Source organism: Candidatus Accumulibacter contiguus (assembly GCF_036625285.1).
Taxonomy (GTDB): Bacteria; Pseudomonadota; Gammaproteobacteria; order Burkholderiales; family Rhodocyclaceae; genus Accumulibacter; species Accumulibacter contiguus.
The window spans coordinates 3,762,298-3,782,488 of record NZ_JAZKUC010000001.1; the positions used below are offsets into that span (position 1 = coordinate 3,762,298).

19 protein-coding genes and 1 pseudogene are annotated in these 20,191 nt (G+C 62.1%); 5 read left to right on the plus strand and 15 right to left on the minus strand.

What is annotated here, in order from left to right; translation table 11 throughout:
- Positions 1-72: 72 nt before the first annotated feature.
- The 11 genes from V5B59_RS17800 to V5B59_RS17850 are packed head-to-tail and all read right to left on the minus strand — an operon-like array spanning position 73 to position 7,652.
- Complete coding sequence (locus V5B59_RS17800; protein WP_169068986.1) at positions 73-1,452, minus strand: ATP-binding protein; 1,380 nt, start codon at positions 1,450-1,452, stop codon at positions 73-75.
- On the minus strand, positions 1,452-2,114 hold the full coding sequence (locus V5B59_RS17805) for a response regulator transcription factor (protein WP_034908860.1): 663 nt from the start codon (positions 2,112-2,114) through the stop codon (positions 1,452-1,454). Before V5B59_RS17805 ends, V5B59_RS17800 begins: the two co-directional genes overlap by 1 nt.
- Positions 2,095-2,562: a hypothetical protein gene (locus V5B59_RS17810; protein ID WP_169068987.1), complete on the minus strand. Its 468-nt coding sequence runs from the start codon at positions 2,560-2,562 to the stop codon at positions 2,095-2,097. The genes V5B59_RS17805 and V5B59_RS17810 overlap by 20 nt, the downstream gene beginning before the upstream one ends.
- A 29-nt stretch (positions 2,563-2,591) precedes the next feature.
- On the minus strand, positions 2,592-3,215 hold the full coding sequence (locus V5B59_RS17815) for a Maf family protein (RefSeq protein ID WP_169068988.1): 624 nt from the start codon (positions 3,213-3,215) through the stop codon (positions 2,592-2,594).
- Positions 3,215-3,685, minus strand: a complete 471-nt coding sequence (rlmH, locus tag V5B59_RS17820) for a 23S rRNA (pseudouridine(1915)-N(3))-methyltransferase RlmH (RefSeq protein ID WP_169068989.1) — start codon at positions 3,683-3,685, stop codon at positions 3,215-3,217. Before rlmH ends, V5B59_RS17815 begins: the two co-directional genes overlap by 1 nt.
- A complete protein-coding gene (rsfS, locus tag V5B59_RS17825; protein WP_169069003.1) occupies positions 3,682-4,059 on the minus strand; it encodes a ribosome silencing factor in 378 nt (125 codons plus the stop codon). Before rsfS ends, rlmH begins: the two co-directional genes overlap by 4 nt.
- Before the next feature lie 7 nt (positions 4,060-4,066).
- Positions 4,067-4,741, minus strand: a complete 675-nt coding sequence (gene nadD, locus V5B59_RS17830) for a nicotinate-nucleotide adenylyltransferase (protein ID WP_169068990.1) — start codon at positions 4,739-4,741, stop codon at positions 4,067-4,069.
- Positions 4,734-5,510 (minus strand): BPSS1780 family membrane protein, encoded by a 777-nt coding sequence (locus V5B59_RS17835; protein WP_169068991.1) that lies wholly within the window; start codon positions 5,508-5,510, stop codon positions 4,734-4,736. The genes nadD and V5B59_RS17835 overlap by 8 nt, the downstream gene beginning before the upstream one ends.
- Before the next feature lie 14 nt (positions 5,511-5,524).
- Complete coding sequence (locus tag V5B59_RS17840) at positions 5,525-6,265, minus strand: BPSS1780 family membrane protein (protein ID WP_034920254.1); 741 nt, start codon at positions 6,263-6,265, stop codon at positions 5,525-5,527.
- A 12-nt stretch (positions 6,266-6,277) separates the two neighbouring features.
- A complete protein-coding gene (locus V5B59_RS17845) occupies positions 6,278-7,258 on the minus strand; it encodes a homoserine kinase (protein WP_169068992.1) in 981 nt (326 codons plus the stop codon).
- 52 nt (positions 7,259-7,310) lie between these two features.
- Positions 7,311-7,652 carry a DUF2782 domain-containing protein gene (locus V5B59_RS17850; RefSeq protein WP_034920250.1) on the minus strand — a complete coding sequence of 114 codons (342 nt, stop codon included), beginning with the start codon at positions 7,650-7,652 and terminating at the stop codon, positions 7,311-7,313.
- A 224-nt stretch (positions 7,653-7,876) separates the two neighbouring features.
- Between V5B59_RS17850 and polA the strand changes: the two genes are divergently transcribed.
- From polA to V5B59_RS17875, 5 genes and pseudogenes are all read left to right on the plus strand, one after another.
- A complete protein-coding gene (polA, locus tag V5B59_RS17855; protein ID WP_169068993.1) occupies positions 7,877-10,636 on the plus strand; it encodes a DNA polymerase I in 2,760 nt (919 codons plus the stop codon).
- Positions 10,633-11,172 (plus strand): DUF2242 domain-containing protein, encoded by a 540-nt coding sequence (locus V5B59_RS17860; RefSeq protein ID WP_248594607.1) that lies wholly within the window; start codon positions 10,633-10,635, stop codon positions 11,170-11,172. The genes polA and V5B59_RS17860 overlap by 4 nt, the downstream gene beginning before the upstream one ends.
- Before the next feature lie 26 nt (positions 11,173-11,198).
- Positions 11,199-11,525, plus strand: a pseudogene (locus tag V5B59_RS26305) (PAS domain S-box protein); the annotation flags it as partial.
- On the plus strand, positions 11,505-12,179 hold the full coding sequence (locus tag V5B59_RS26310) for a sensor histidine kinase (protein ID WP_353739868.1): 675 nt from the start codon (positions 11,505-11,507) through the stop codon (positions 12,177-12,179). The pseudogene V5B59_RS26305 and the gene V5B59_RS26310, both read left to right, overlap by 21 nt.
- Positions 12,176-14,638, plus strand: coding sequence for a two-component system response regulator (locus V5B59_RS17875; protein ID WP_248594608.1), 2,463 nt, complete (start codon positions 12,176-12,178; stop codon positions 14,636-14,638). Before V5B59_RS26310 ends, V5B59_RS17875 begins: the two co-directional genes overlap by 4 nt.
- Positions 14,639-14,655: 17 nt before the next feature.
- On the opposite strand, the gene V5B59_RS17880 is transcribed toward V5B59_RS17875, so the two are convergent.
- The 4 genes from V5B59_RS17880 to V5B59_RS17895 form a co-directional block, all read right to left on the minus strand.
- Positions 14,656-16,284, minus strand: coding sequence for a tetratricopeptide repeat protein (locus V5B59_RS17880; RefSeq protein WP_034914096.1), 1,629 nt, complete (start codon positions 16,282-16,284; stop codon positions 14,656-14,658).
- A 220-nt stretch (positions 16,285-16,504) separates the two neighbouring features.
- Positions 16,505-17,131 carry an HAD-IB family hydrolase gene (locus V5B59_RS17885; protein ID WP_034914099.1) on the minus strand — a complete coding sequence of 209 codons (627 nt, stop codon included), beginning with the start codon at positions 17,129-17,131 and terminating at the stop codon, positions 16,505-16,507.
- Complete coding sequence (locus tag V5B59_RS17890; protein WP_288129065.1) at positions 17,128-18,654, minus strand: helix-hairpin-helix domain-containing protein; 1,527 nt, start codon at positions 18,652-18,654, stop codon at positions 17,128-17,130. Before V5B59_RS17890 ends, V5B59_RS17885 begins: the two co-directional genes overlap by 4 nt.
- A gap of 9 nt (positions 18,655-18,663) precedes the next feature.
- On the minus strand, positions 18,664-20,190 hold the full coding sequence (locus V5B59_RS17895) for a PP2C family serine/threonine-protein phosphatase (protein ID WP_034914105.1): 1,527 nt from the start codon (positions 20,188-20,190) through the stop codon (positions 18,664-18,666).
- Position 20,191 lies beyond the last annotated feature (1 nt).

The following is a 20,191-nucleotide window of genomic DNA, read 5'->3' on the forward strand; positions in this document are numbered from 1 at the left end:
TAATATCAACACGACCGGGCATGAGGAAGTCGGCGGATGGACCGCCTACACAAGGCGCCATGGCGGATGAAACTACGGAACCCCAGCCGATCCGACCCAGCGCAGGCGCGCTTCGAAACCACCGCCGCTGAGGTTCTCGACCTCCAAGCACGCCGCGTGCAATTCGGCGATGCGCTGGACGATGGCCAACCCCAGTCCACTGCCTTCGGCATGGGCATCGCGACCGCGATAAAAGCGTTCGGCAAGCCGCGACAACTCCTCCGGCGCGACGCCCGGCCCGTCATCGGCGACGCCGAGCAGGATGTCGCCGTTCCGCCGCTGTACGAAAAGTGTGACCTGCGTTCCCGGCGGCGTGTAACGCAGGGCGTTATCGAGCAGATTGCGCAGCACGATTTCCAGCAGCTCTCCGTCACCCCGGACCAGCAAGGGCGTCGCACTGGCCTGCAGGTGAACCGACCCGGCGTCGGCGGTCACTGCTGTTTCGACCAGCAGCCTGCGCGCCAGCTCGCCGAGATCGACCTTGCCTGCACTGGGCAGTTCCGCGAGGGGATCGAGACGAGCCAGGCGCAGCAGTTGCTCGAGTACCCGCGCGGCACGGTCGGCTCCGCACACGATCTGCTGCAAGGCGTGCTGGCGATCGTCGGGATTCCTGCTCAACTGCGCCACCTGCGCCTGGACCTTGACCACCGCCAGCGGCGTACGCAACTCGTGCGCGGCATCGGCAGTGAAGCGCCTTTCCTTGTCCAGTGCGTCAGCAAGCCTGGCCAGGAGCCGGTTGAGGGCGGCAAGCAGCGGCTGCACTTCGCGTGGTGCAGTGCGCCTGGCCAGCGGTTTGAGGTTTTCCGGCGAACGTGCAGCCACATCGGCGGCCAGGTCGTCGAGCGGCTTCAGTCCACGCCGCACCGAAAAGTAGATCAGCAGCAGCAGTAGCGGTGAAATCAGGGCGATCGGCAGGACGGTCTTGCTGGCCACTTCAAGTGCCGCACGGTCGCGCAGATCGATCGACTGCGCGACCTGCACCCGATAGTCGTCAGAAGGCGCGGCAATGGTCAGCACCCGCCAGGGGTGGCCGTGATGGGCGATATTCTCGTAACCCGGCGCGGCTGCCAGAGAGCTTGCCGGTGCGTACTCCGAGCGCAGCAACAGCGACCCATCGGCACGCCCGATCTGGAACTCTAGAGGCGACTCGTAGGGACGGTCTTCACTGCTGCGCGCCAGTGCCAGACGTGTCGCCAGATCTGCCAGGTGGCTCTCGTTGTCGCGGATCAGCGCCAGCAACAAGCGGGCCGATTGCGCCAGATGTCCATCCATCAGTTCTTCGGCTTCGTGCCGGGCCTGACCGTAACTGAGGATGGCGATCAGACCCCAGACCAGGAAGGCGGTAGCAAAAACGGCGCGCAGCAGGCGCCAGCGCAGTGACTGGCCGGACATGCCGGGGGCAGTGCCCGGCATCAGCGAGTGTCGTCCAGACGGTAGCCGAGGCCGCGAACGGTGCGAATGAAGTCGGCACCAAGCTTCTTGCGCAGTTGGTGAATATATACTTCGACGGTGTTGCTGCCGGTTTCTTCGCCCCAGGCGTACAGACTTTCTTCGAGCTGGCTGCGCGAGCGAATGTGCTGCTTGTGGCTGAGCAGGTCATGCAGCAGTGCGTACTCGCGAGCCGACAGGGGGACTGGCTGGCCGTCGCGGGTCACACGTTTGCTGGCCGGATCGAGCATCACGCCGGCATGCTCCAGGATCGGCGTCGAAGTGCCGCCAGCACGGCGAATCAGCGCCCGCAGACGCGCCTGCAGTTCCAGAAGATCGAAGGGCTTGGTGAGGTAGTCATCGGCGCCGGCATCGAGCCCGGCGATCTTGTCGGCACTGCTGTCGCGGGCGGTGAGGATCAGTATCGGCAGGGGATTGCCACGCTGCCGCAGTTCCTTCAGTACCGACAGCCCGTCGCGCTTCGGCAGACCGAGATCGAGAACGCAGGCCTGATAGGCATGGTCGAGCAGCGCCAGGCGTGCAGCCTCTCCGTCATGCACCCAGTCGACCGCATAATCGGCCAGCTTGAGACCGGCACGGATGCCGTCTCCAAGCATGACATCATCTTCAACCAGCAGAATGCGCAATGACTCGTCTCTCTTTCCGAAGCCGTGGATCGTTTCGCATTCTCACGCCGGGCAAGCGCATGGAAATGCTTGCGTGCTGGACAAGCGTGGGAGCACACCGGTTCCTCAAAGCCAGCGCGCCAGAACCGAATACAGTTCGGCCTATCAGTCCTGCCGCGCTGGTGCCGATGACGAATCGCCGGGCCCGGAGCGGTGCTGCTGCTGGTACCGGCCTGGCTCGCCGATAGCTTCGGATCAGCAGATAGCGGAGCAGGGTCACCAGATGGTGCAGCACATACCAGCTCAGCAGCAGCGCAGGCGGCGCCAGCGACCAAAGGGCAAACAGGATCAGCGTCGAACCGATCATCGACATCGCCAGGGTATGTGGCGTCAGCTGGTAGACCATGGCGATCTGCTCGGCGAATATCCGCGTATCGATGTCGTCATGTTCACTGACGGGGTGAGCCATGGGCGGTGTTCCTGAGCGTTGTATCAACTTTACAGTCTATAGCCGAAACGCTTCAGCAATTGTGCCGTTTCACACAGCGGCAGACCCATCACGCCGCTGTAGCTGCCGGCAAGATACTCGATGAACATGCCGGCACGCCCCTGGATGCCGTAAGCGCCAGCCTTGTCCATTGGTTCACCGCTGGCGACATAGCGACGAATCTCGCCATCATCGAGTGGGCGAAAACGCACTTCGCTGATCGACAGGGCCAGTTCGATGCGATCTTCGAAGCCGATGGCTACTGCCGTCAGGACTCGATGCGTGTTGCCGGAAAGACGCTTCAGAATACGTTTGGCATCCTCTGCGTCATGCGGTTTGCCGATCAGTTCGCCGGCCAGTTCGACCGTGGTGTCCGCGGCCAGGACCGGTTGCGAAAAGAGCTTTCGCCAACGGACAACACTACAGCCGTGTTCCGCCTTGCTGCGAGCGATACGCTCGACGTAACTCGTCGGGTTCTCGCCAGGCAGCGGCGTTTCGTCCAGGGCGGGGTCGTCACGGGGTGAATTGCGCGGCACAAGGGTATCGAAACCGAGGCCGATTTGCGCCAGCAACTCGCGCCGACGTGGGCTGCGTGACGCCAGATGCACGCGCAAATACGGCATATCGACGGACATCAACCTTCCCTATGATAAGGATGCTTGCGGACGATGCTGATTGCGCGATACAGCTGCTCGCAGAGAATCAAGCGCGCCAGGGCATGCGGCAGGGTCAGACTCGACAGGCGGATTGCTTCGTCGGCCTGTCGTTTCAAGGCCTCGTCAATGCCATCGGCACCGCCGATGACGAAGGCTGTCGCCCCCCCGGAACGCATCCAGCGGGCGAGGCGATCGGCAAGCTGCAGCGTCGGCAGATCGACACCGCGCTCGTCAAGTACGACCATTCGCTGATAACCCTGCAGTGCCGTCAGCAGGCGGACTTTCTCGGCGGCGAGCAATTGTTCGCGACTTTTCGATCCCCGCGGTTCCGGTTTGACTTCGACGATCGACAAAGGCAATTCGCGCGGCATGCGTTTGACGTACTCGGCGCAACCCTGGGCCACCCATGCAGGCGGCTTGTGGCCGACCGCGAGGATGGCGAGTTTCATTCTTCGCCTGTAGCCGTGGCCTCTGCGGGAAGCCGCTGCACGCGTAGCGGCCCCTTGCCGCCCCACAGTTCTTCCAGCTTGTAATAGCTGCGAACCGCCGGCTGCATGACATGCACGATGATGTCTCCGAGGTCAACCAGCACCCACTCGCCAATTGCCTCGCCTTCGCAGGAAAGGACTTGCCCGCCGGCGGAACGGACCTTGTCCTGAACGTTTTGGGCCAGCGATTTGACCTGACGGTTGGAGTCGCCACAGGCGATGACCATGCGGTCAAAAAGTGCGGTCAGGCGACTGGTATCGATCACCTCGATATCACGGCCCTTGATGTCTTCGAGCGCGTCGACCACGAGTTTTTCCAGTTGGGGCAATGGTATGGGCAAATCAGTACTCCGGGTAAAGGTGTTTGGTAAGAATATAAGCGATCACTTTGTCAGGCAGCAAATAGCGGGGACTGCTGCCTTTCGCCAGCAGGCCGCGAATCCCGGTTGCCGAGATCGCCAACTGAGTCATCGTAAAAGTGACGATACGTCCGGCAGGTGACTCGGCCAGTGTCGCCGGGCTGGCCGAGAAGCGATCGCGATAGCAACTCGCCAGTTCCGCCGGCAGACAGGCGCTATCGATCGAAAAACCGGGACGCTGCGCAACAGCGAGGTGTGCCAGATCGAACAGTGACCGCCAGCGATGCCAGCCGGGCAAGCCGGCAAAGGCGTCGGCACCGATCAGCAGCACCAGCGGCTGTTGCCGACCACACTGATCGACCTGGCGCAGACGTTCGAGGGTCGGCACGGTGTAACTTGGCCGATCTGCTTCGACCTCGGCGGCATCGATCGTAAAGAGCGGGTTGTCGGCAATCGCCAGGCGCACCATTGCCAGCCGCTGCCGTGCAGTCACTTGCGGCGATGCGCGCAGAGCCGGCCGGCCGGCCGGAATCCAGCGCACGCCAGCGAGCTCGAGACTGTCGGCGGCCTCTTCGGCAAGACGCAGGTGGCCGAAATGAACCGGGTCGAAGGTGCCGCCGAAAATTCCCAGCGGCCGCTTGCCGGGGCGATCAGGCATCGTCTTCAAAGGTAACGAAAACGTCGCGGTAACTGATGTAAAAGCTGGCAAACAACGTTGGCGCGAGAACGAGAATCAGCAACACCGTCATCACGATCGCCAGCAGCGCTGCGCTGCCGGGTAGCAGGGTCGCCAGAATGCCGAGGATGAGCCCGGGCACCAGTGTCGCGACGACGATGATGGCCAGCGAATACACCAGAAAAGCGCGCCAGTTGCGCAGGCAGGCGACGAAACTGAAGAAAAGCGCCTTGGCCGGCGACAAGCCATGCCAGCCGGCGAGCACCGGGGCATACCAGTAGGCCATCATCAACGGGCACAGGAAGATCAGCGCGATCTGGGTGGCCAGCAGCAAGCTGCTATCGTTCACCACCTCTTCAGCGGGTTTCTGGCCGGCCAGCATCATCGCCATCAACGCACCGCCGTCGGCCAGCGCCGAAACGGCGAGAATCCCGATCGTTGCCGCCAGATAGATGGCACCCAGAATCAGCAAGCCGCGCAGATTACTGGCAAAACCCGAGAACAGGAGTTGCGGAGACAGGGGTGAGCCGTGATCGATCCTGCGGCAGGCATTCATCAGACTGACCGAAAAGGCGGGGATGCACAGCGTCGTCGCCACGGTGCCGAGCACCGGGATGATATTCACCAGAGCCATCAACACCCAATAGCTGACGACCAGCAAAGTCAGCATCAGGTGATTTTTGCGATAAATCCGGAAACCATCGGTCAGCCAGCGCCAGCCTTGCGCGGCGGGGAGAGTCAGTGCTTGCATGTCGTCAGGTCGCTTCAGGCGGCAATGAAAAGGTCACGATAGGAGGCGTATACCGAGCCGGCAAGCACTGGCCCGAGGACCAGGAAGCCGAGCCCGACGGGCAACGCAGCGAAGAAGCAGAGTACCAGGCTGATCAGGCCATAGACCAGAAAAACCGGGGTGTTCTTGAGACAGGCATGGAAGCTGGCCTTGAGCGCGTCGACCGGCTGCAGCTTGTTGAAGACCACCAGCGCCGGTGCAAACCAGATGGCCATCACGATCGGTACGCAGAGCAGCAGCGACAGCAGCGTGCCCAGCAAGAAGCCGCCGAAAGCGATGCCGACAGCGACCGGATTGCCCATCATCATGCCGGCAACACCACCGCCGACGAACAGGATAAGCAGCAGGAACACGCCGAGCATGGCCAGCATGTAGAGCACCCCGAGCATCAACAGGCCAGCGGTGTTGCTCTGGAAACCGGCGAAAAGGTCGCTGATTTCGAGCGCCTCGTCGCGCTCGACTTTCCTGCAGCCGAGCAGCATTCCGGCAATCAGCAGTGGCGTCAGCAAATAAACCGCGAGCTGACCAAACCAGGGGACGATCGCCAGGCCAAACAGGATGACGATCAGAATCACCGTGATCGCCATCCAGACCCCCGGATTGACGATGAAGATCGCCCAGCCCTGTCTGAGCCAGTCGAAGGCGTTGCCGACATCGACGTGGCGACTGGCACCGTTGAACATCGGCGCGGGGATAGGGAAGTTTTCCTTGAGCATGTGGGTGCAGACCTAAAGGTAGCTGATGCTGGCCGCCCTGGTGGCTGTGGCAAGACAGGCATGGCGACTGTCCAGCGCGCGCCGCGCCAGCAGGAGGCTGCGGTAGGTATCCGGATCGCGTTCGATGACCAGTTCTCCAGGACGTGGCAAATGGTGATCGTACAGGCGCGAAGCCCAGAAACGCAGTGCCGCTGCACGCAACAGCGTCGGCCAGGCGGCCTGTTCGCTGGCCAGTAACGGACGCCACCGGCCATAAGCGGCAAGCAGTGTGGTACTACGTTCGGCGTCCAGCCCGGCGGTCGCGGTGGCACACCAGTCGTTGACGGTCACCGCCAGATCGAACAGCAGGTCGTCAACGCCGGCGAAATAAAAGTCCAGCAAGCCGCTCACCTGCTCGCCGACAAAGAGAACATTGTCGCGAAACAGATCGGCGTGAATGATGCCGCGCGGCAGGCCGGTCGGCCGTGCGCTTTGCTGATACCGTACTTCGTCGCGCAGCAGCGCGGCATCGTCTTGATCCAGCCAGGGCTCGAGATGCATGGCAACGCACGCGCACCAGGCAATATCGCGTTGATGCGCCAACTGGACAGGGCAGGTTTGCGCGGCGAGGTGCAGCTTCGCAAGCATCTCGCCGATCGCCGCACATTGCGCCAGGGTCGGGCTGCTCTCGGCGCTCCCCGGCAGCCGGCTGACGATCACTGCCGGCTTGCCCTGAAGCTGGCCGACATACTCGTTACGGCGGTTGGCCACAGGTGCCGGACAGGGGATACCCTGTCCAGCCAGGTGCGCCAGCAGTTGCATGTGGAAGGGAAGCTGCTCGCCGGGCGCCTGCTCGAAAATGGTCAACACGTAGCGGCCAAGCGTCGTGTCGAGAAAGAAGTTCGAGTTCTGGACGCCTTCGGCAATCCCGGAGAGCTTTTCCAGGGTGCCCAGCTCGTAGTCCTCAAGCCAGGCTGCCGCCTGCTCGGTGCTCAGTGGGGTGAAAACCGACATGGCGCTCCAGCACGGGTTGACGGCAACAAGAACGGATGGGCAGGATCGGCAGTCAAAAAGTCCCGATCACCCAGGTGGGGACGCTGATTTCGGGAGACCCCATCGTCTCCCTGCTGAAGTTTCCGTCACCCTCCCGGTCCACCAGATAGTAGGGAACGCCGTGCGCCGGTGTCACCTTGATTTTGTAGAGTTTGCCTTTGATCCGGTGTTCCTCGACGGTATCGCCTTCGCGTTTGATGATCGTCACCTCGGGTTCCAGCGCCGCATCCAGAGGGGCCATCTCCGGCGGTGCTGGCGGGACTGCCGGCAGGGGTTGCAAATCCGCCCGGTTCTGGGCAAGGGCTGGCGCGGCAGCGAGCATCAGCAGGGCAGAGATGGCAAGAACGCGAGGCATGAGGAGTTTCCCTGGGTGATTAATCGATCAGTGAGCAGTTCACCAACCAGCAAGGAGGATTGTAGTACAGATTGCGAAGCAGCCTGCGCTTGCCGAGCCAGTGGCGACTGGGTCGGCTCACAGAACTCTGCGATAATGCCGTGAAATCGCCGACGGGCTGTAGCGACCGGTTCATGGTCATGCGCTCCGGTGACGAAGCCCTTGCATACCTTTATGGCCCGCCCATGCCCACCCTGCTACTGGTCGACGGATCGTCCTACCTCTATCGCGCTTTTCATGCCATGCCCGACCTGCGCACGACGCAGAACGAGCCGACGGGAGCGATCCATGGCGTGCTGAACATGCTGCGCCGCCTCGAAAACGACTACCAGGCGGCTGGAATCGACTACAAGGGCTGCGTCTTCGACGCCAAGGGCAAGACTTTTCGTGATGACTGGTACCCACAGTACAAGGCCAACCGCCCGCCAATGCCCGACGACATGATTCGCCAGATCGAACCCCTGCACGCGGCGATCGCGGCGCTCGGCTGGCCGCTGCTGATGTTCGACGGTGTCGAGGCCGACGACGTGATCGGGACGCTGGCAGTGCAGGCGGCGGCGCAAGGTGTGCAGGTGGTGGTATCGACCGGCGACAAGGACCTCGCGCAACTGGTCGGCCCACGCGTCAGGCTGGTCAACACCATGAGCAGCGAACTGCTCGACGAAGCCGGCGTGATCGGCAAGTTCGGCGTGCCGGCCGGACGCATCGTCGACTACCTGGCGCTGATCGGTGACACGGTCGATAATGTTCCCGGTGTCGACAAGGTCGGCAGCAAGACGGCGATCAAGTGGCTGGAGCAGTATGGCTCGCTCGACGGGATCATCGCTGCCGCGCCTGACATCGGCGGGGTCGTCGGGCAGAACCTGCGGCGCGCACTCGATTTCCTGCCGCTGGCACGCCGCCTGGTGACGGTACGCTGTGACCTCGACCTGGCGCTGGCGCCGACCGACCTCAAACCGCGGCCCATCGATCGCGAACGACTGGTCGAGATTTTCTCGCACTACGAGATGCGCAGCTGGCTCAAGGAAGTACAGGGCGATCGCGCCAGTCGCATGCCGACGGACGATGGCGCGCTGCCGGCCACCGCGCCGAGCACCCAGGCCGACCTGTTGGCCGACGCTGCGCACCGCGCGGCTTACCAAACGATCCTCGACTGGCCGGCTTTCGAGCGCTGGCTCGAGAAGATCGGGCACAGTCCCTTGACCGCGCTCGATACCGAAACCACCAGCCTCGACCCCTTTGCCGCCCGCCTCGTCGGCGTGTCACTGGCGGTCGGGCCCGGTGCAGCGGCCTACCTACCGCTCGCCCACCACTACCCCGGAGCACCAGCGCAACTGCCTCGCGACGAAGTGCTGGCGCGTCTCAAGCCCTGGCTCGAATCGCCACGACACGCGAAGATCGGCCAGCACCTCAAGTACGACCAGCATGTACTGGCCAACCACGGCATTCATCTCGCCGGTGTGGCACACGACACACTGCTGCAATCGTACGTCCTCGAATCCGGCAAGGACGGCGTTCGCGGCCACGATCTGGGTCAGCTCGCGACTCGTCACCTCGGCCTCGCGACGATCCCCTACGAAGTGCTCTGCGGCAAGGGAACGAAGCAGATCGGTTTCGACCAGGTGGCGATCGATCAGGCATCCGAGTACGCCGCCGAAGACGCCGACCTCTGCCTGCGCCTGCATGAACGGCTGTATCCGCAGATCGCCGCCGACGCCGGTCTGTTGCGGGTGTATCAAGACATCGAAATACCGGTACGCGACATCCTCTTTCGCATGGAACGGACCGGCGTACTGATCGATACCGAGTTGCTCAAGCAGCAGAGCCAGGAAATCGGCAAGCGCCTGCTCGAGATCGAAGCACGGGCGTACGCCGCCGCTGGCCAGCCGTTCAACCTCAACTCGCCGAAACAACTGGCCGAAATCCTGTTCGACAAGCTTGGTCTACCCGTGAAAAGGAAGACTGCCTCGGGAACGCCGTCGACCGACGAGGAGGTGCTCTCCGAACTCGCACTCGACTATCCATTACCGAAGATCCTGCTCGAATCGCGACAACTCGCGAAACTCAAGGGCACCTATACCGACAAGCTGCCGAAAATGGTCAATGCCGACAGCGGCCGCGTGCACACCAGCTACGCGCAGGCGGTCGCGGTCACTGGCCGGCTGGCATCGAGCGACCCCAACCTGCAGAACATCCCGGTGCGTACCGCCGAAGGACGGCGTATCCGCGCGGCCTTCATCGCGCCGCCGGGCAGTTGCATCGTCTCGGCCGACTATTCACAGGTCGAATTGCGCATCATGGCGCACCTCTCGGAAGACATGCGCCTGCTCGAAGCCTTTGCTCAGGGCGAAGACGTGCATCGTGCCACCGCCGCCGAGATTTTTGGCGTTGCGCCGGGCGATGTAGGTCCCGACCAGCGGCGCGTCGCCAAGGTCATCAACTTCGGGCTGATCTACGGCATGAGCGCTTTCGGCCTCGCTCGCCAACTCGACCTGACACGCGGTGCGGCGCAAGCGTACATCGAGCGCTATTTCGCGCGTTACCCCGGCGTCGCCGCTTACATGGAGAAAACACGCACGACGGCCAAGGCCCAGGGCTATGTCGAAACCGTTTTCGGGCGTCGCCTGTGGCTGTCCGAAATCCATTCCAGCCTGGCCGCGCGTCGCCAGGGCGCCGAACGCGCAGCGATCAACGCGCCGATGCAGGGATCGGCCGCCGACCTGATCAAATCGGCGATGATCGTCGTGCAGGGCTGGCTCGACGCCGAGCGTTTGCAGGCGCGGCTGCTGATGCAGGTGCATGACGAACTCGTCCTCGAAGTACCGGACGACGAGTTGCCCCGAGTCCGTGCCGAATTACCGCGCCTGATGACCGAATGGGCGAAGCTGCGCGTGCCGCTGCTGGTCGACGTCGGTGTAGGCGCGAACTGGGACGAGGCGCATTGACTCGGATCACCGCCGCGATGTTGCTGCTTCTGACCGGTCTGCTGTCCGCCTGCGGCAGCGCGCCGGACAAAATCGCGGTCTACCAGAACGAAGGTTTCGAGGCCAACGAGACCTTCTCGCGCTTGTTCGACGCCAGCGTCGAAGCGACCTGCGAAGCCGCGCGGCGGGCACTGCTCAGCCAGGGCTACCTGCCGACCACGGTGAAGTCCGATTTCATCAGCGCCAGCAAGAATTTCCAGCCCGCGGGCGAGGTGCATGTGCAGATCGCATTTCATGTCGTATGTGCCCCGGAAGGCCGTCTCGGCAAGCTCTCGACGGCGTACGTCAATGCCATCCAGGACCGTTACGCACTCAAGAAGAACCCGAACTCGACGACCGTCGGCGTCAGCGCGATCGGATCGGTATCGATCCCGCTGACGCCAAGCGAAGATTCGCTGGTCAAGGTGGCCAGCGAAACGATCCCCGCCGGACCGTTCTACGACCGCTTCTTCGCACTGATGCAGCGCAACCTCACCCAGCACGAGGACGAACAGTAGCCACGGGCACGGGAGAATGGGCGCCAACGGCGATGGTTATGGTGGATGGCAAAGGATGCATCGTGCTGATCAACGCCCAGGCCGAGCGTGTGTTTGGCTACCCCCGCGAAGAGTTGCTTGGACAAACGATCGAGAAGCTGCTGCCGGAGCACTTTGCGGGAAAGCATCCTGGATCCCGTGAAGGCTTCTTTTCCGACCCCCGACCACGACCGATGGGGATTGGACGCGACCTTTTCGCGCGTCGTTCCGACGGGACCGAGTTTCCCGTCGAGATCGGCCTGAACCCGATCGAAACCGAGGAAGGGATGATGGTGCTGGCCTCCGTGCTCGACATCACCGAGCGCCAGCGAGCGCAACAGAAACTGGAGAAAGCACTGCAGGAAAAGACGGTGTTGCTCAACGAGGTGCACCATCGGGTCAAGAACAACCTGCAGGTCATTGCCAGCATGCTCAACCTGCAGGCCACGCATGTCGGCGACCCACGCCTGCGCGCCATCCTCGCCGAGAGCCAGAGCCGTGTGCGCGCGATGGCGCTGACCCACCAGTTGCTCTACGAACGCAAGGATTACTCACGAATCGATCTCGGTGAATACCTCGACCGGCTGACGCAGTTGCTCGGCAGCTATCGCCAGGGCAATGGCAAGATCGTCCTGCGCCGCTTGCTGCCGGAGACCCCGCAGTACGTCAACTTCGAGCGCGCCATCCCCTGTGGCCTGGTGGTCAACGAACTGGTCAGCAATGCCTTTAAACATGCCTTCCCTGACGATCGTGCCGGGGAGATCCGCATCGAACTAGGCACCAAGGATGGCCAGGCCGAGCTTCTGGTCGCCGACAACGGCGTCGGTCTGGCGGCCGATTTCGATCTGACGAAGGTCAAGTCGCTCGGTCTGCAACTGGTACCCTTGCTGGTTGAACAATTGGGCGGCACTTTCACTGTAGAACCCGGGCCCGGGGCGCGCTTCTGCCTGCGCTTTCCGAGCGATGCCCCAAGGAGGGCAGCCTCATGATCAGTACTTCACTACCCATCAAGCTGATGCTTGTCGAGGATGAACGCGTTGTCGCTTTCGACCTCAAGAACCAGTTGCAATCCTTCGGCTACGTCGTCGGCGCAATGGTGGCGAGCGGCGAGCAGGCCCTGCAGCGCGTCGCCGAGGTGGCCCCCGACCTGGTGCTGATGGACATCCACCTCGAAGGCAAGATGGACGGCGTCGAGACGGCGACCGAAATCCAGTTGCGTCACCAGATTCCCGTGATCTATCTGACCGCTTACGCCGAGGATGACACCCTGCGCCGCGCCCTCGCCAGCCAACCTTTCGGCTATCTGGTCAAGCCCTGGGACGCGCGCGAATTGCACGCCACGATCCAGATGGCGCTCGCCCGGCGCGAGGTCGAGGTAGCCGTGGAAAGCAGCGAGCTGCGCCTCAAGCTGGCCATGGAGGCCGCTTCACTGGGCGTTTTCGAATGGCTGCCGCAGTTCAACCGGATGCGTGGCGACGGGCATCTCGGCGCGCTGTTCGGCGATCGACCGGTGCCGCTCGATGAAGCCTGGGATAATTTTCTTGTGCGAGTCGATGACGACGACCGCGACCGGGTCATCGCCAGCCTCTCGGAAGCACTGACCTGTGGCAGCGCGGTGCGCATCGAGTTCCGCACCGCGCGCACCAACGACGGCCCACATTTTCTCGAAGCCAACGTCAAGGCCTACCCCGGCACCAACGCCCAGCGACGCGTCCTCGGCGTCCTGCAGGATATCAGCGAACGCCGTCGCACCGAGGACCGCTTGCGGCAGTCCGGCGTGGTCTTTCATTCCGCCGCCGCGGCGATCGCCATCGTCGATGTCGAGCGCCGTGTCGCCGCAGTCAATGCCGCTTTCACGCGCATCACCGGCTACAGCGAGGCCGAGGCGATCGGTCTCGACCTCGATCTGCTGCTGCGCGTGCAACGCGGCAAACAGGTCGGCAGCGAGGGCTTTTTCGGGCAGCTCGCGCTTGCCGCCGACGGTTTCTGGGAAGGCCAGGTCTTCTGCCAGCGCCGCAATGGCGAATCGTTTCCAAGCTGGCAGAGCGTCAGCGTCGTACCGAGTGCGGCCGGGAAAGCCGACAATTTCGTGATCTCCTTTTCCGACGTCAGCGACATCCACCTCGCCAACGAGAAGCTCAAACATCTCGCGCATCACGATTCGCTGACCGGCCTGCCCAACCGCCTGCTCTTCAACGACCGCTTCGAGCAGGCGATCAAGCTGGCGCGCCGGCAGAAGAATCGCTGCCTGCTGCTGTTTCTCGACCTCGACAATTTCAAGGTATTGAACGACACCCTCGGCCATGACGTCGGCGACGAACTGCTGCGAGTCGTCGCTCGCCGTCTGCGCGACGCCTTACGTGGCAACGACACGGTGGCCCGGCTGGGCGGCGACGAGTTCGTGCTCGTTGCCGGCAGCGCCAGCCCGGACTACGGCGCCGAACTCGCGCGCAAGCTGCTCGATACCCTGCGCGCACCGGTCAGTCTGGTCGGTGAAGAGATCACCGTGTCGGTCAGTATCGGCATCGCGGTTTTCCCGGATGATGGCCGCGACGTTCCGCTGCTGATGCGCGCCGCCGACATTGCCATGTATTCGGCCAAGGCGGCCGGGCGTGACCGCTTTCGTTTCTATTCGCTGGACATGGCCGAACGCAGCAACGAACGCTTGCAGATCGAACAAGGCCTGCGCCGCGCCATCGAAATGGACGACCTGCAGCTCCACTATCAGCCGCAGGTCAGCCTCGCCGAGCGGCGCGTCATCGGCGTCGAGGCGCTGGTGCGCTGGCCACACCCGCAGCTTGGGATGATGCCGCCGGCACGCTTCATCCCGATCGCAGAAGAGAGCGGTGTCATCGACAGCCTCGGGCGCTGGGTGCTCGAGCGCGCCTGCCGTGAGGTGCTGGGACTGCACGACGACAACGGTCGGCAGTTGCGCCTGGCGGTCAATGTCTCGGCCCGTGAGTTCACCGGCGACGACTTCATTGCCACCGTTAGCGATACCCTGGTGCGCACCGGTTTTCCGGCAACGGCGCTAGAACTGGAGATCACCGAAAGCACGCTGCAGGTGATCGGGCGCAGCGTCGAAATCCTTCGCGAACTCAAGGCCCTCGGCATTGCCATCAGCATCGACGATTTCGGTACCGGCTACTCTTCGCTCAGCGTGCTGCGCGATCTGCCGATCGACCGCATCAAGATCGACCGCTCATTCATCCACGACGTGCCGGAAAACCCGCAAGGCATCGCCATCGTCGAGGCCATCGTCGCGCTCGCCGATTCCCTGCGCATGGACATCATCGCCGAGGGAATCGAGCGCCCCGAACAGGCAGCCAGCCTGCTACGCCTGGGCTGCAGTGGTGGGCAGGGTGATCTGTTCAGCCGCCCGATCGCGAATCCGGAGTTGGTGCGCCTGCTGGCCAGCGCCGCGATTGGCCACGAGCCAGGCGATTGAAATCGCCTTCGCGGTAGTCATGAAATGACGGGCAGCTTGAATTTGCGCTGAATCTTGGCCAACAGGGCAGCGATCGGACCCAGCCGGGGATGACGCTGGTCCTTGGCCAGCAGCATCTGGTGGTAGCGATGCGCATCGCGCAGCTTGTCGGCGTCCACCCCATTGGTATAGACATCGAGGAGCAGTGCGTAGGCCGCGTTGGCAACGATCTGCAGGTTGCCGGGCAGACGTTCCGCCGCCTCCCTGAGCATTGCTGCGGCGGTTCTGAAATCGCCGGACTGCCCCTTGCGGACCGCCTCGTCGTTGATCTGGATGACCTCGGCGTTGCTGTTGCTGACCAGATATTCCGCACGCTCGGCATTGCCGTGGGTTTTCATCATCTGGGTGATGCTGGCATGCAGGACGCTCTGGTCCGGGTTGTTCTGGACGACATCCTTGAGCATCTGCTCGGCCTCGTCCTGTCTGCCGTGCACCAGGCAGGCCTTGGCGACGGCCAGCTTCGCCGCTTCCGAAATGCCCTGTGCCCCCCCTTGCATGGCGCGCTCCAGCGCCTGCTGCGCCAGCTCCGGGTTGCCCGCCTTGTGCTGCGCGACCGCTTCCACCGCGGCCAGCAAGGTGGTATCGCCGACATTCCTGAAGCTGGTCTTGGCTTCCGTGATCAGCGCAATCGCCTTTTCGGTATCACCGAGTTCGGTCAGCGCGTTGCCGAGACTGGCGTAGTCGCCGAGGTCACGCAAGGGCGAATTGCGCGTCTTCTGCACAACGGTACGCAGTGCTTTCTCGACGCGGCCGAAGTCTGCTGCCTCCTCGGCAATGCCGGCGATCGCACGATGGCGAGCCAGTGCATTGGGGGACAACTCGCAGGCCTTGTCGAGAATCCGCAGAGCGTCGTCAGCCTCTCCGCATTCCCGGTGCAGGCGGCCCAGTGCATCGTAGGCTGCCAGGAAACGCGGCGTCTCGGCAAGCAGCTCATTGAGCGCAAGCTTCGCCTGCTCCGGCTGGCCACTGCCCTGATACGCCTTGGCCAGCCCCAGTTTCGCCCAGGGCATCGAGCGCATCTGCAGCGCGCGCCGGTAAAACTCGATGGCCTCGTCGAAGCGATTGGTCATGAGCAGCGCGTTGCCCTTGATGCGCATGGCGTCCAGCAGGTACTTGTCCCTGGCTGCGATGATTTCGTCGCAGGCCGCAATCATTTCCTGCCAGCGTCCTTGGTCCTGCAGTTTGTCGATGCGCGCCAGCCGCTGCTTCTTGTCCAGCAAGCGGTCGATACGCGATTTGAGGGCATCAGCGGTAAAGGGTTTCAGCAGGTAGTCATCCGGCAGACATTCGGCCGCGGTGATCACCGAAGTGTAGCCCTGTTCGGCGGTGATCATGAGGAACAATGTCGCCCGGCTGATGATCCCGCTCGATCGAATATATTCGAGAAACTGCTGTCCGTCGGTCGCGCCACCGAGGTAGTAGTCGCAGAGAATGATATCGAAGCGATTGCTGGTCTTGAGCAGGTCGAGCGCATCCCGAACGGTCGCCGCGACGCTGGTCTGCTCGACACCCAGACTGCTCACCTGGCTGCGGATCGAGCTACGCATCTCAGCCACGTCGTCGATGATCAGGATGCGTTTGTTTCGGTAAGGCGAGATGATGGCCATTGCTGTGTAGCGCCCTGGAGACTTCCTGGATGGTAAGCGGATTTCAGCGGTCCTGGCTGCTGGTGTGACTGACAGGTCTGTGGATTTCAGACCCACGTTCCACAAGTGTAACTTGTGATAGATGCGATGCAAGCAAGTCGGCTCGAAAATGCCGATCAGGGTCAGGAGGTCGGCGAGTCAAGTACATGGAGGTTTGTGAAGGCATCGGAAATGTAAGCTTTCAGACCAACTCTCCTCCTCGCTCGAACGCGCGATAGTGCGGATGATCCGCGACGGCCAGCATTTCTCGATCCCCGGCCGAATCGCCATAGGCGTGCAACTCGACGCCAGACAAATCGCCCAGCAATGACTCGAGGCGCCTGACCTTCTCGGCCCCGCGACAGTTGGGCCCTGCGAGTTTTCCGTCAAATACGAGATGGCGCCGTGCCAGCGTCGTGCACAGGAGGTCATCGAAGCCAAGTTTTTCGGCCACCGGGGTCAGATACAAATCCAGCGAAGCGCTGACCATGACGATCCTGTGCCCGCGCTCCCTGTGCCACTCGACGCGTCGCAAGGCTGCTGGACGAAAGAGAACTTCGATAGCGGCAGCGTGTGCCTTTCCGGCATCCCGCAGACGCTCGACGGACTCGCCGAGGAAAAGGGCCTCGACGATTTTTTCCTTGAAACGATCCCGATCCGAGAGGCACGCCGCAACCTTGAGCGCTTCCGGGGTCAGCCGCAAGAAGGCCAAACGGACGCGGGATCGCCCGAAGGTGCTTTCCAGGAACGGGACGAAGGTGTCCCTGGTGGTCATCGTGATGTCGAAATCGAAAGCTGCAACCACCGGCCGCCCACTGCCAGTCTTCATGGACAGTCCACCATCTGCACGACGACGAGCCTTCCCCCATCGCCTTTGGCAAGCAGCAACTGTTGACCGTCCTTGAGTTCCACTTTCCCGCCAATGGGCACGGGGGTCTTCGTCGAGACCTCAGTAAGGTCGGGCAGGCCCTCGTTCACGAGCCACCAGATGTCCTTGTGCAGGACGAAGTAGCCGACGCGCTTTTTCTGGGTATCGGTCAATTTCTCGTTCGGGGCAAGCAGCCTGTTGGCATGCCACAGGAAAAGTGACTGCCCCGTCCAGACCATCAGGCGATGATTGTCAGGACGGTACTGCCCCTCCCTGCGTGAGGAATACAGGTTGAGCACCGGCAACTTGCCTTGGTAGGGAGTGCCACAGAAGGGACAGCGAGGCTTCGTCGAATTGTCGAAAACATACCATTTCTGGGCGCAGTCAGGATTCCGGCAAGGCTGGATGAGGTCGACCGTTTTCACCAGGGCGGTTTCCCAATCATCGGCCGAAGGACGCTCTGCCGGGTCGTGCAGGCCCTCCACGAAGGCTTTGAGGAATAGCTTCGAGAGGTAGGGACCGGTGACGGTGTAGGGGATGATCGACGTGTCCGCCCATGGCAACTCGGTCGGTTTGGCGTCCGCCACCTTGATGCGGTTGCTCGTATCCGTAGGATGCTCGACAAAAAGGGATTTCTCGCCCATGGTGAGGGCCTCGTCGCGCTGCTCGTCGTCCACATCGTGCACCTTTCCCCCCCGCAGCGGATGGCGATAAAGCAGGTACATGTAGATGAGTACCGCCAAGGCGTGCTGGTCCGTTTCGCGGCGCGGGAGTTTGCGGTTCGGGTCGTCCCTGGCCAGATGGTTCGTCATCACCACTTCGGGAGCAATGAAGTCGGGAGTACCAACGACGTCGGGAGGATACTTCGGGGGTACCACGAGGCCGTCCACATCAATGACGCAGGCAAGACCTCTGGAGGGGTCGACCAGCACGTTCTTGTACGACAGGTCCGAATGGGCGAGCCCGGCCATGTGCATTCGACGAATCGCGCGTGCCAGAAGCAGGCACACCCTGAGATGATTGAGCCAGTCGCCGAGCTCGCGAGGGTCCATGAAGCGGTTTCTGAGGTTGGCCGCCGCAAACCACTTCCCCTCTTTATCCTTCCCCTTGATGCCGAGCATATCGTTGTTCTTGGAACCATGCTCGAAGAAAAAATGTTTCGGGTAGGTAGGGGCGACGATCCCGATGCGCTCTCCATACAGGAGTACCCCTCTCGGCCAGCAGAAGAGATTCTTCCAGTAATCGCCACCCACGCCGCTGAAGATGCTCTCCCACTTGGCCGAGGCGATTTCCTTGAGACGATCCTTCTGTGCTTCGAAATCCGCTCGCGACTGGTAAAAACTGTTCTCTTTCTTGAAGAAAGCGACGACGTACGATTTGTCGGGCGACATATAGACGTCCTTCATCGCCCCGGAAGCAATGATTTCGTCGACGAATTCCACGTTCTGCCCGTCCAATGTCTTGCATCTGACAACCGTTGCCATCAACGGCCCCTAGGAAACACAGGCGTAGAGAACGGCAATTGTGCGGTCGTCATGATGTCCCGGAGCAAAGAAGTCGAGCCATTGTATTAAAGCCTTCTCGGGTTCCGGTGATGCCAGGAAAGGGCTCATCTCTTCCCATAGAGCATCCCATTTCCTTGCATCGATCAGACCGTTGTCGGTCTCGAATCGCGGATCGGAGATCCCGTCGGTCATGAGGAATACCGCGCACAGGTCCGTGTAGCGGCCGACACCCACGCGTTTACCGAAAGCATGGTCGGTCATGGCCGCGCGATCAAGAAAGCGAGTCTGGCCTGCAAAATCGCCACCGTCTGGCGTACCCATCAGGCGGACTTTCCCTTGCGGGCCATAGGCGGCGATCGCCCCGTCACCCAACCAAAAGCTTGCGAGAAAGGTCTCGCTTCCCTGACGCTTGCTTACCGCGGCGAGCAAGGTGGTTGCATAATCCTTGGCCGGCATGCCCTTGGCCTGTGCCTCTGCGTCTATCGCCTGGACGGCCAGGCTGCCCATCTTGTGAAAAAGGTAATGGAATTCGTCGCCGACCACCTTTCCGGCGACCGCCGGTTCTTCATCCCATTCGGAAATCGCGGTGTCCATCCTTGCTCCGAAGTCTCCCGAGAGACTGGAGACGAGATGTCTGCCCGCCACTTCTGCTGCCAGTTTCGAACCCCATCGGGAATTCTTCGCGCTGCCCGCTCCGTCGGCCACGATCAGAACGCTCCAACCCGAATCCGCGTCGTGGTGGACGAAAAAATCGTCGTCACGAAACGTACCGGCATGCTCGTGTGAACGTCCTCTCCGGCTGGCCGCAGCAATTCGGAAACCGTCGCCATCGACCGTCGTTCCATCCGTATTCGTCTTGAAATAGGGATCGTCGGCCGGTGGATCGACCTTCTTCCAAAGGCTGCGCGGATCTGGATTGACAATGAGAAGGCATTCTCCCGACACCCATGATGTGCGGTCGGCTGTCCATTGAAGGCTGATTTTGTAGTCTCCACCGACGACGGGCACCCCTCGTAACTCCACGTCGTCGTACACCTCCAGCCCCACCAGTTTGGAAGGCAGGCGCACATCCCGGACGCGCACGGGTGCGCCGGAGGAGTCGGTCCCTTCGATTTTCCCTGCGTAGGACTGTCCGGCCTTGGCGTTGGGGATGTGGAAGGAAGCTGTCGGTTGAGTGAGGATCCTGGTATCGGCGGGATCGACCGAGTCGCTTGCCGACACCTCCGGAGAAACCATCGACTCCAGCCGAGGGTTGGCCTGGCGCAGACGCGTGCCGCCTTTGAGTTTCTTGCCGGTGCGTTTCGTCCAGATCTGCATCATGGCAACGGCGAACGCAAAAGCCGCGTCGAACACCTCATCGCTCTGGATGAACTCTTCGAGCAAGGCGGGAGAGACCACACCGCTGTCGAAAAACGGCTGGTCGTTTGGCGCAAAAAGTCCTCGAACGAGGTTTTCGATCTGCGGCCTGAAGCTTTCGCGCTTGTCGCCGGCCATCTCTTGCGAGGGAATGTTCATT

Excerpts from the sequence above, each read along its gene's own strand:
- V5B59_RS17800 (WP_169068986.1), bottom strand. The coding sequence starts at position 1,452 with ATGCCGGGCACTGCCCCCGGCATGTCCGGCCAGTCACTGCGCTGGCGC.
- V5B59_RS17810 (WP_169068987.1), bottom strand. The coding sequence starts at position 2,562 with ATGGCTCACCCCGTCAGTGAACATGACGACATCGATACGCGGATATTC.
- V5B59_RS17815 (WP_169068988.1), bottom strand. The coding sequence starts at position 3,215 with ATGTCCGTCGATATGCCGTATTTGCGCGTGCATCTGGCGTCACGCAGC.
- rlmH (WP_169068989.1), bottom strand. The coding sequence starts at position 3,685 with ATGAAACTCGCCATCCTCGCGGTCGGCCACAAGCCGCCTGCATGGGTG.
- nadD (WP_169068990.1), bottom strand. The coding sequence starts at position 4,741 with ATGCCTGATCGCCCCGGCAAGCGGCCGCTGGGAATTTTCGGCGGCACC.
- V5B59_RS17835 (WP_169068991.1), bottom strand. The coding sequence starts at position 5,510 with ATGCAAGCACTGACTCTCCCCGCCGCGCAAGGCTGGCGCTGGCTGACC.
- V5B59_RS17840 (WP_034920254.1), bottom strand. The coding sequence starts at position 6,265 with ATGCTCAAGGAAAACTTCCCTATCCCCGCGCCGATGTTCAACGGTGCC.
- V5B59_RS17845 (WP_169068992.1), bottom strand. The coding sequence starts at position 7,258 with ATGTCGGTTTTCACCCCACTGAGCACCGAGCAGGCGGCAGCCTGGCTT.
- V5B59_RS17850 (WP_034920250.1), bottom strand. The coding sequence starts at position 7,652 with ATGCCTCGCGTTCTTGCCATCTCTGCCCTGCTGATGCTCGCTGCCGCG.
- polA (WP_169068993.1), top strand. The coding sequence starts at position 7,877 with ATGCCCACCCTGCTACTGGTCGACGGATCGTCCTACCTCTATCGCGCT.
- V5B59_RS17875 (WP_248594608.1), top strand. The coding sequence starts at position 12,176 with ATGATCAGTACTTCACTACCCATCAAGCTGATGCTTGTCGAGGATGAA.
- V5B59_RS17880 (WP_034914096.1), bottom strand. The coding sequence starts at position 16,284 with ATGGCCATCATCTCGCCTTACCGAAACAAACGCATCCTGATCATCGAC.
- V5B59_RS17885 (WP_034914099.1), bottom strand. The coding sequence starts at position 17,131 with ATGAAGACTGGCAGTGGGCGGCCGGTGGTTGCAGCTTTCGATTTCGAC.
- V5B59_RS17890 (WP_288129065.1), bottom strand. The coding sequence starts at position 18,654 with ATGGCAACGGTTGTCAGATGCAAGACATTGGACGGGCAGAACGTGGAA.
- V5B59_RS17895 (WP_034914105.1), bottom strand. The coding sequence starts at position 20,190 with ATGAACATTCCCTCGCAAGAGATGGCCGGCGACAAGCGCGAAAGCTTC.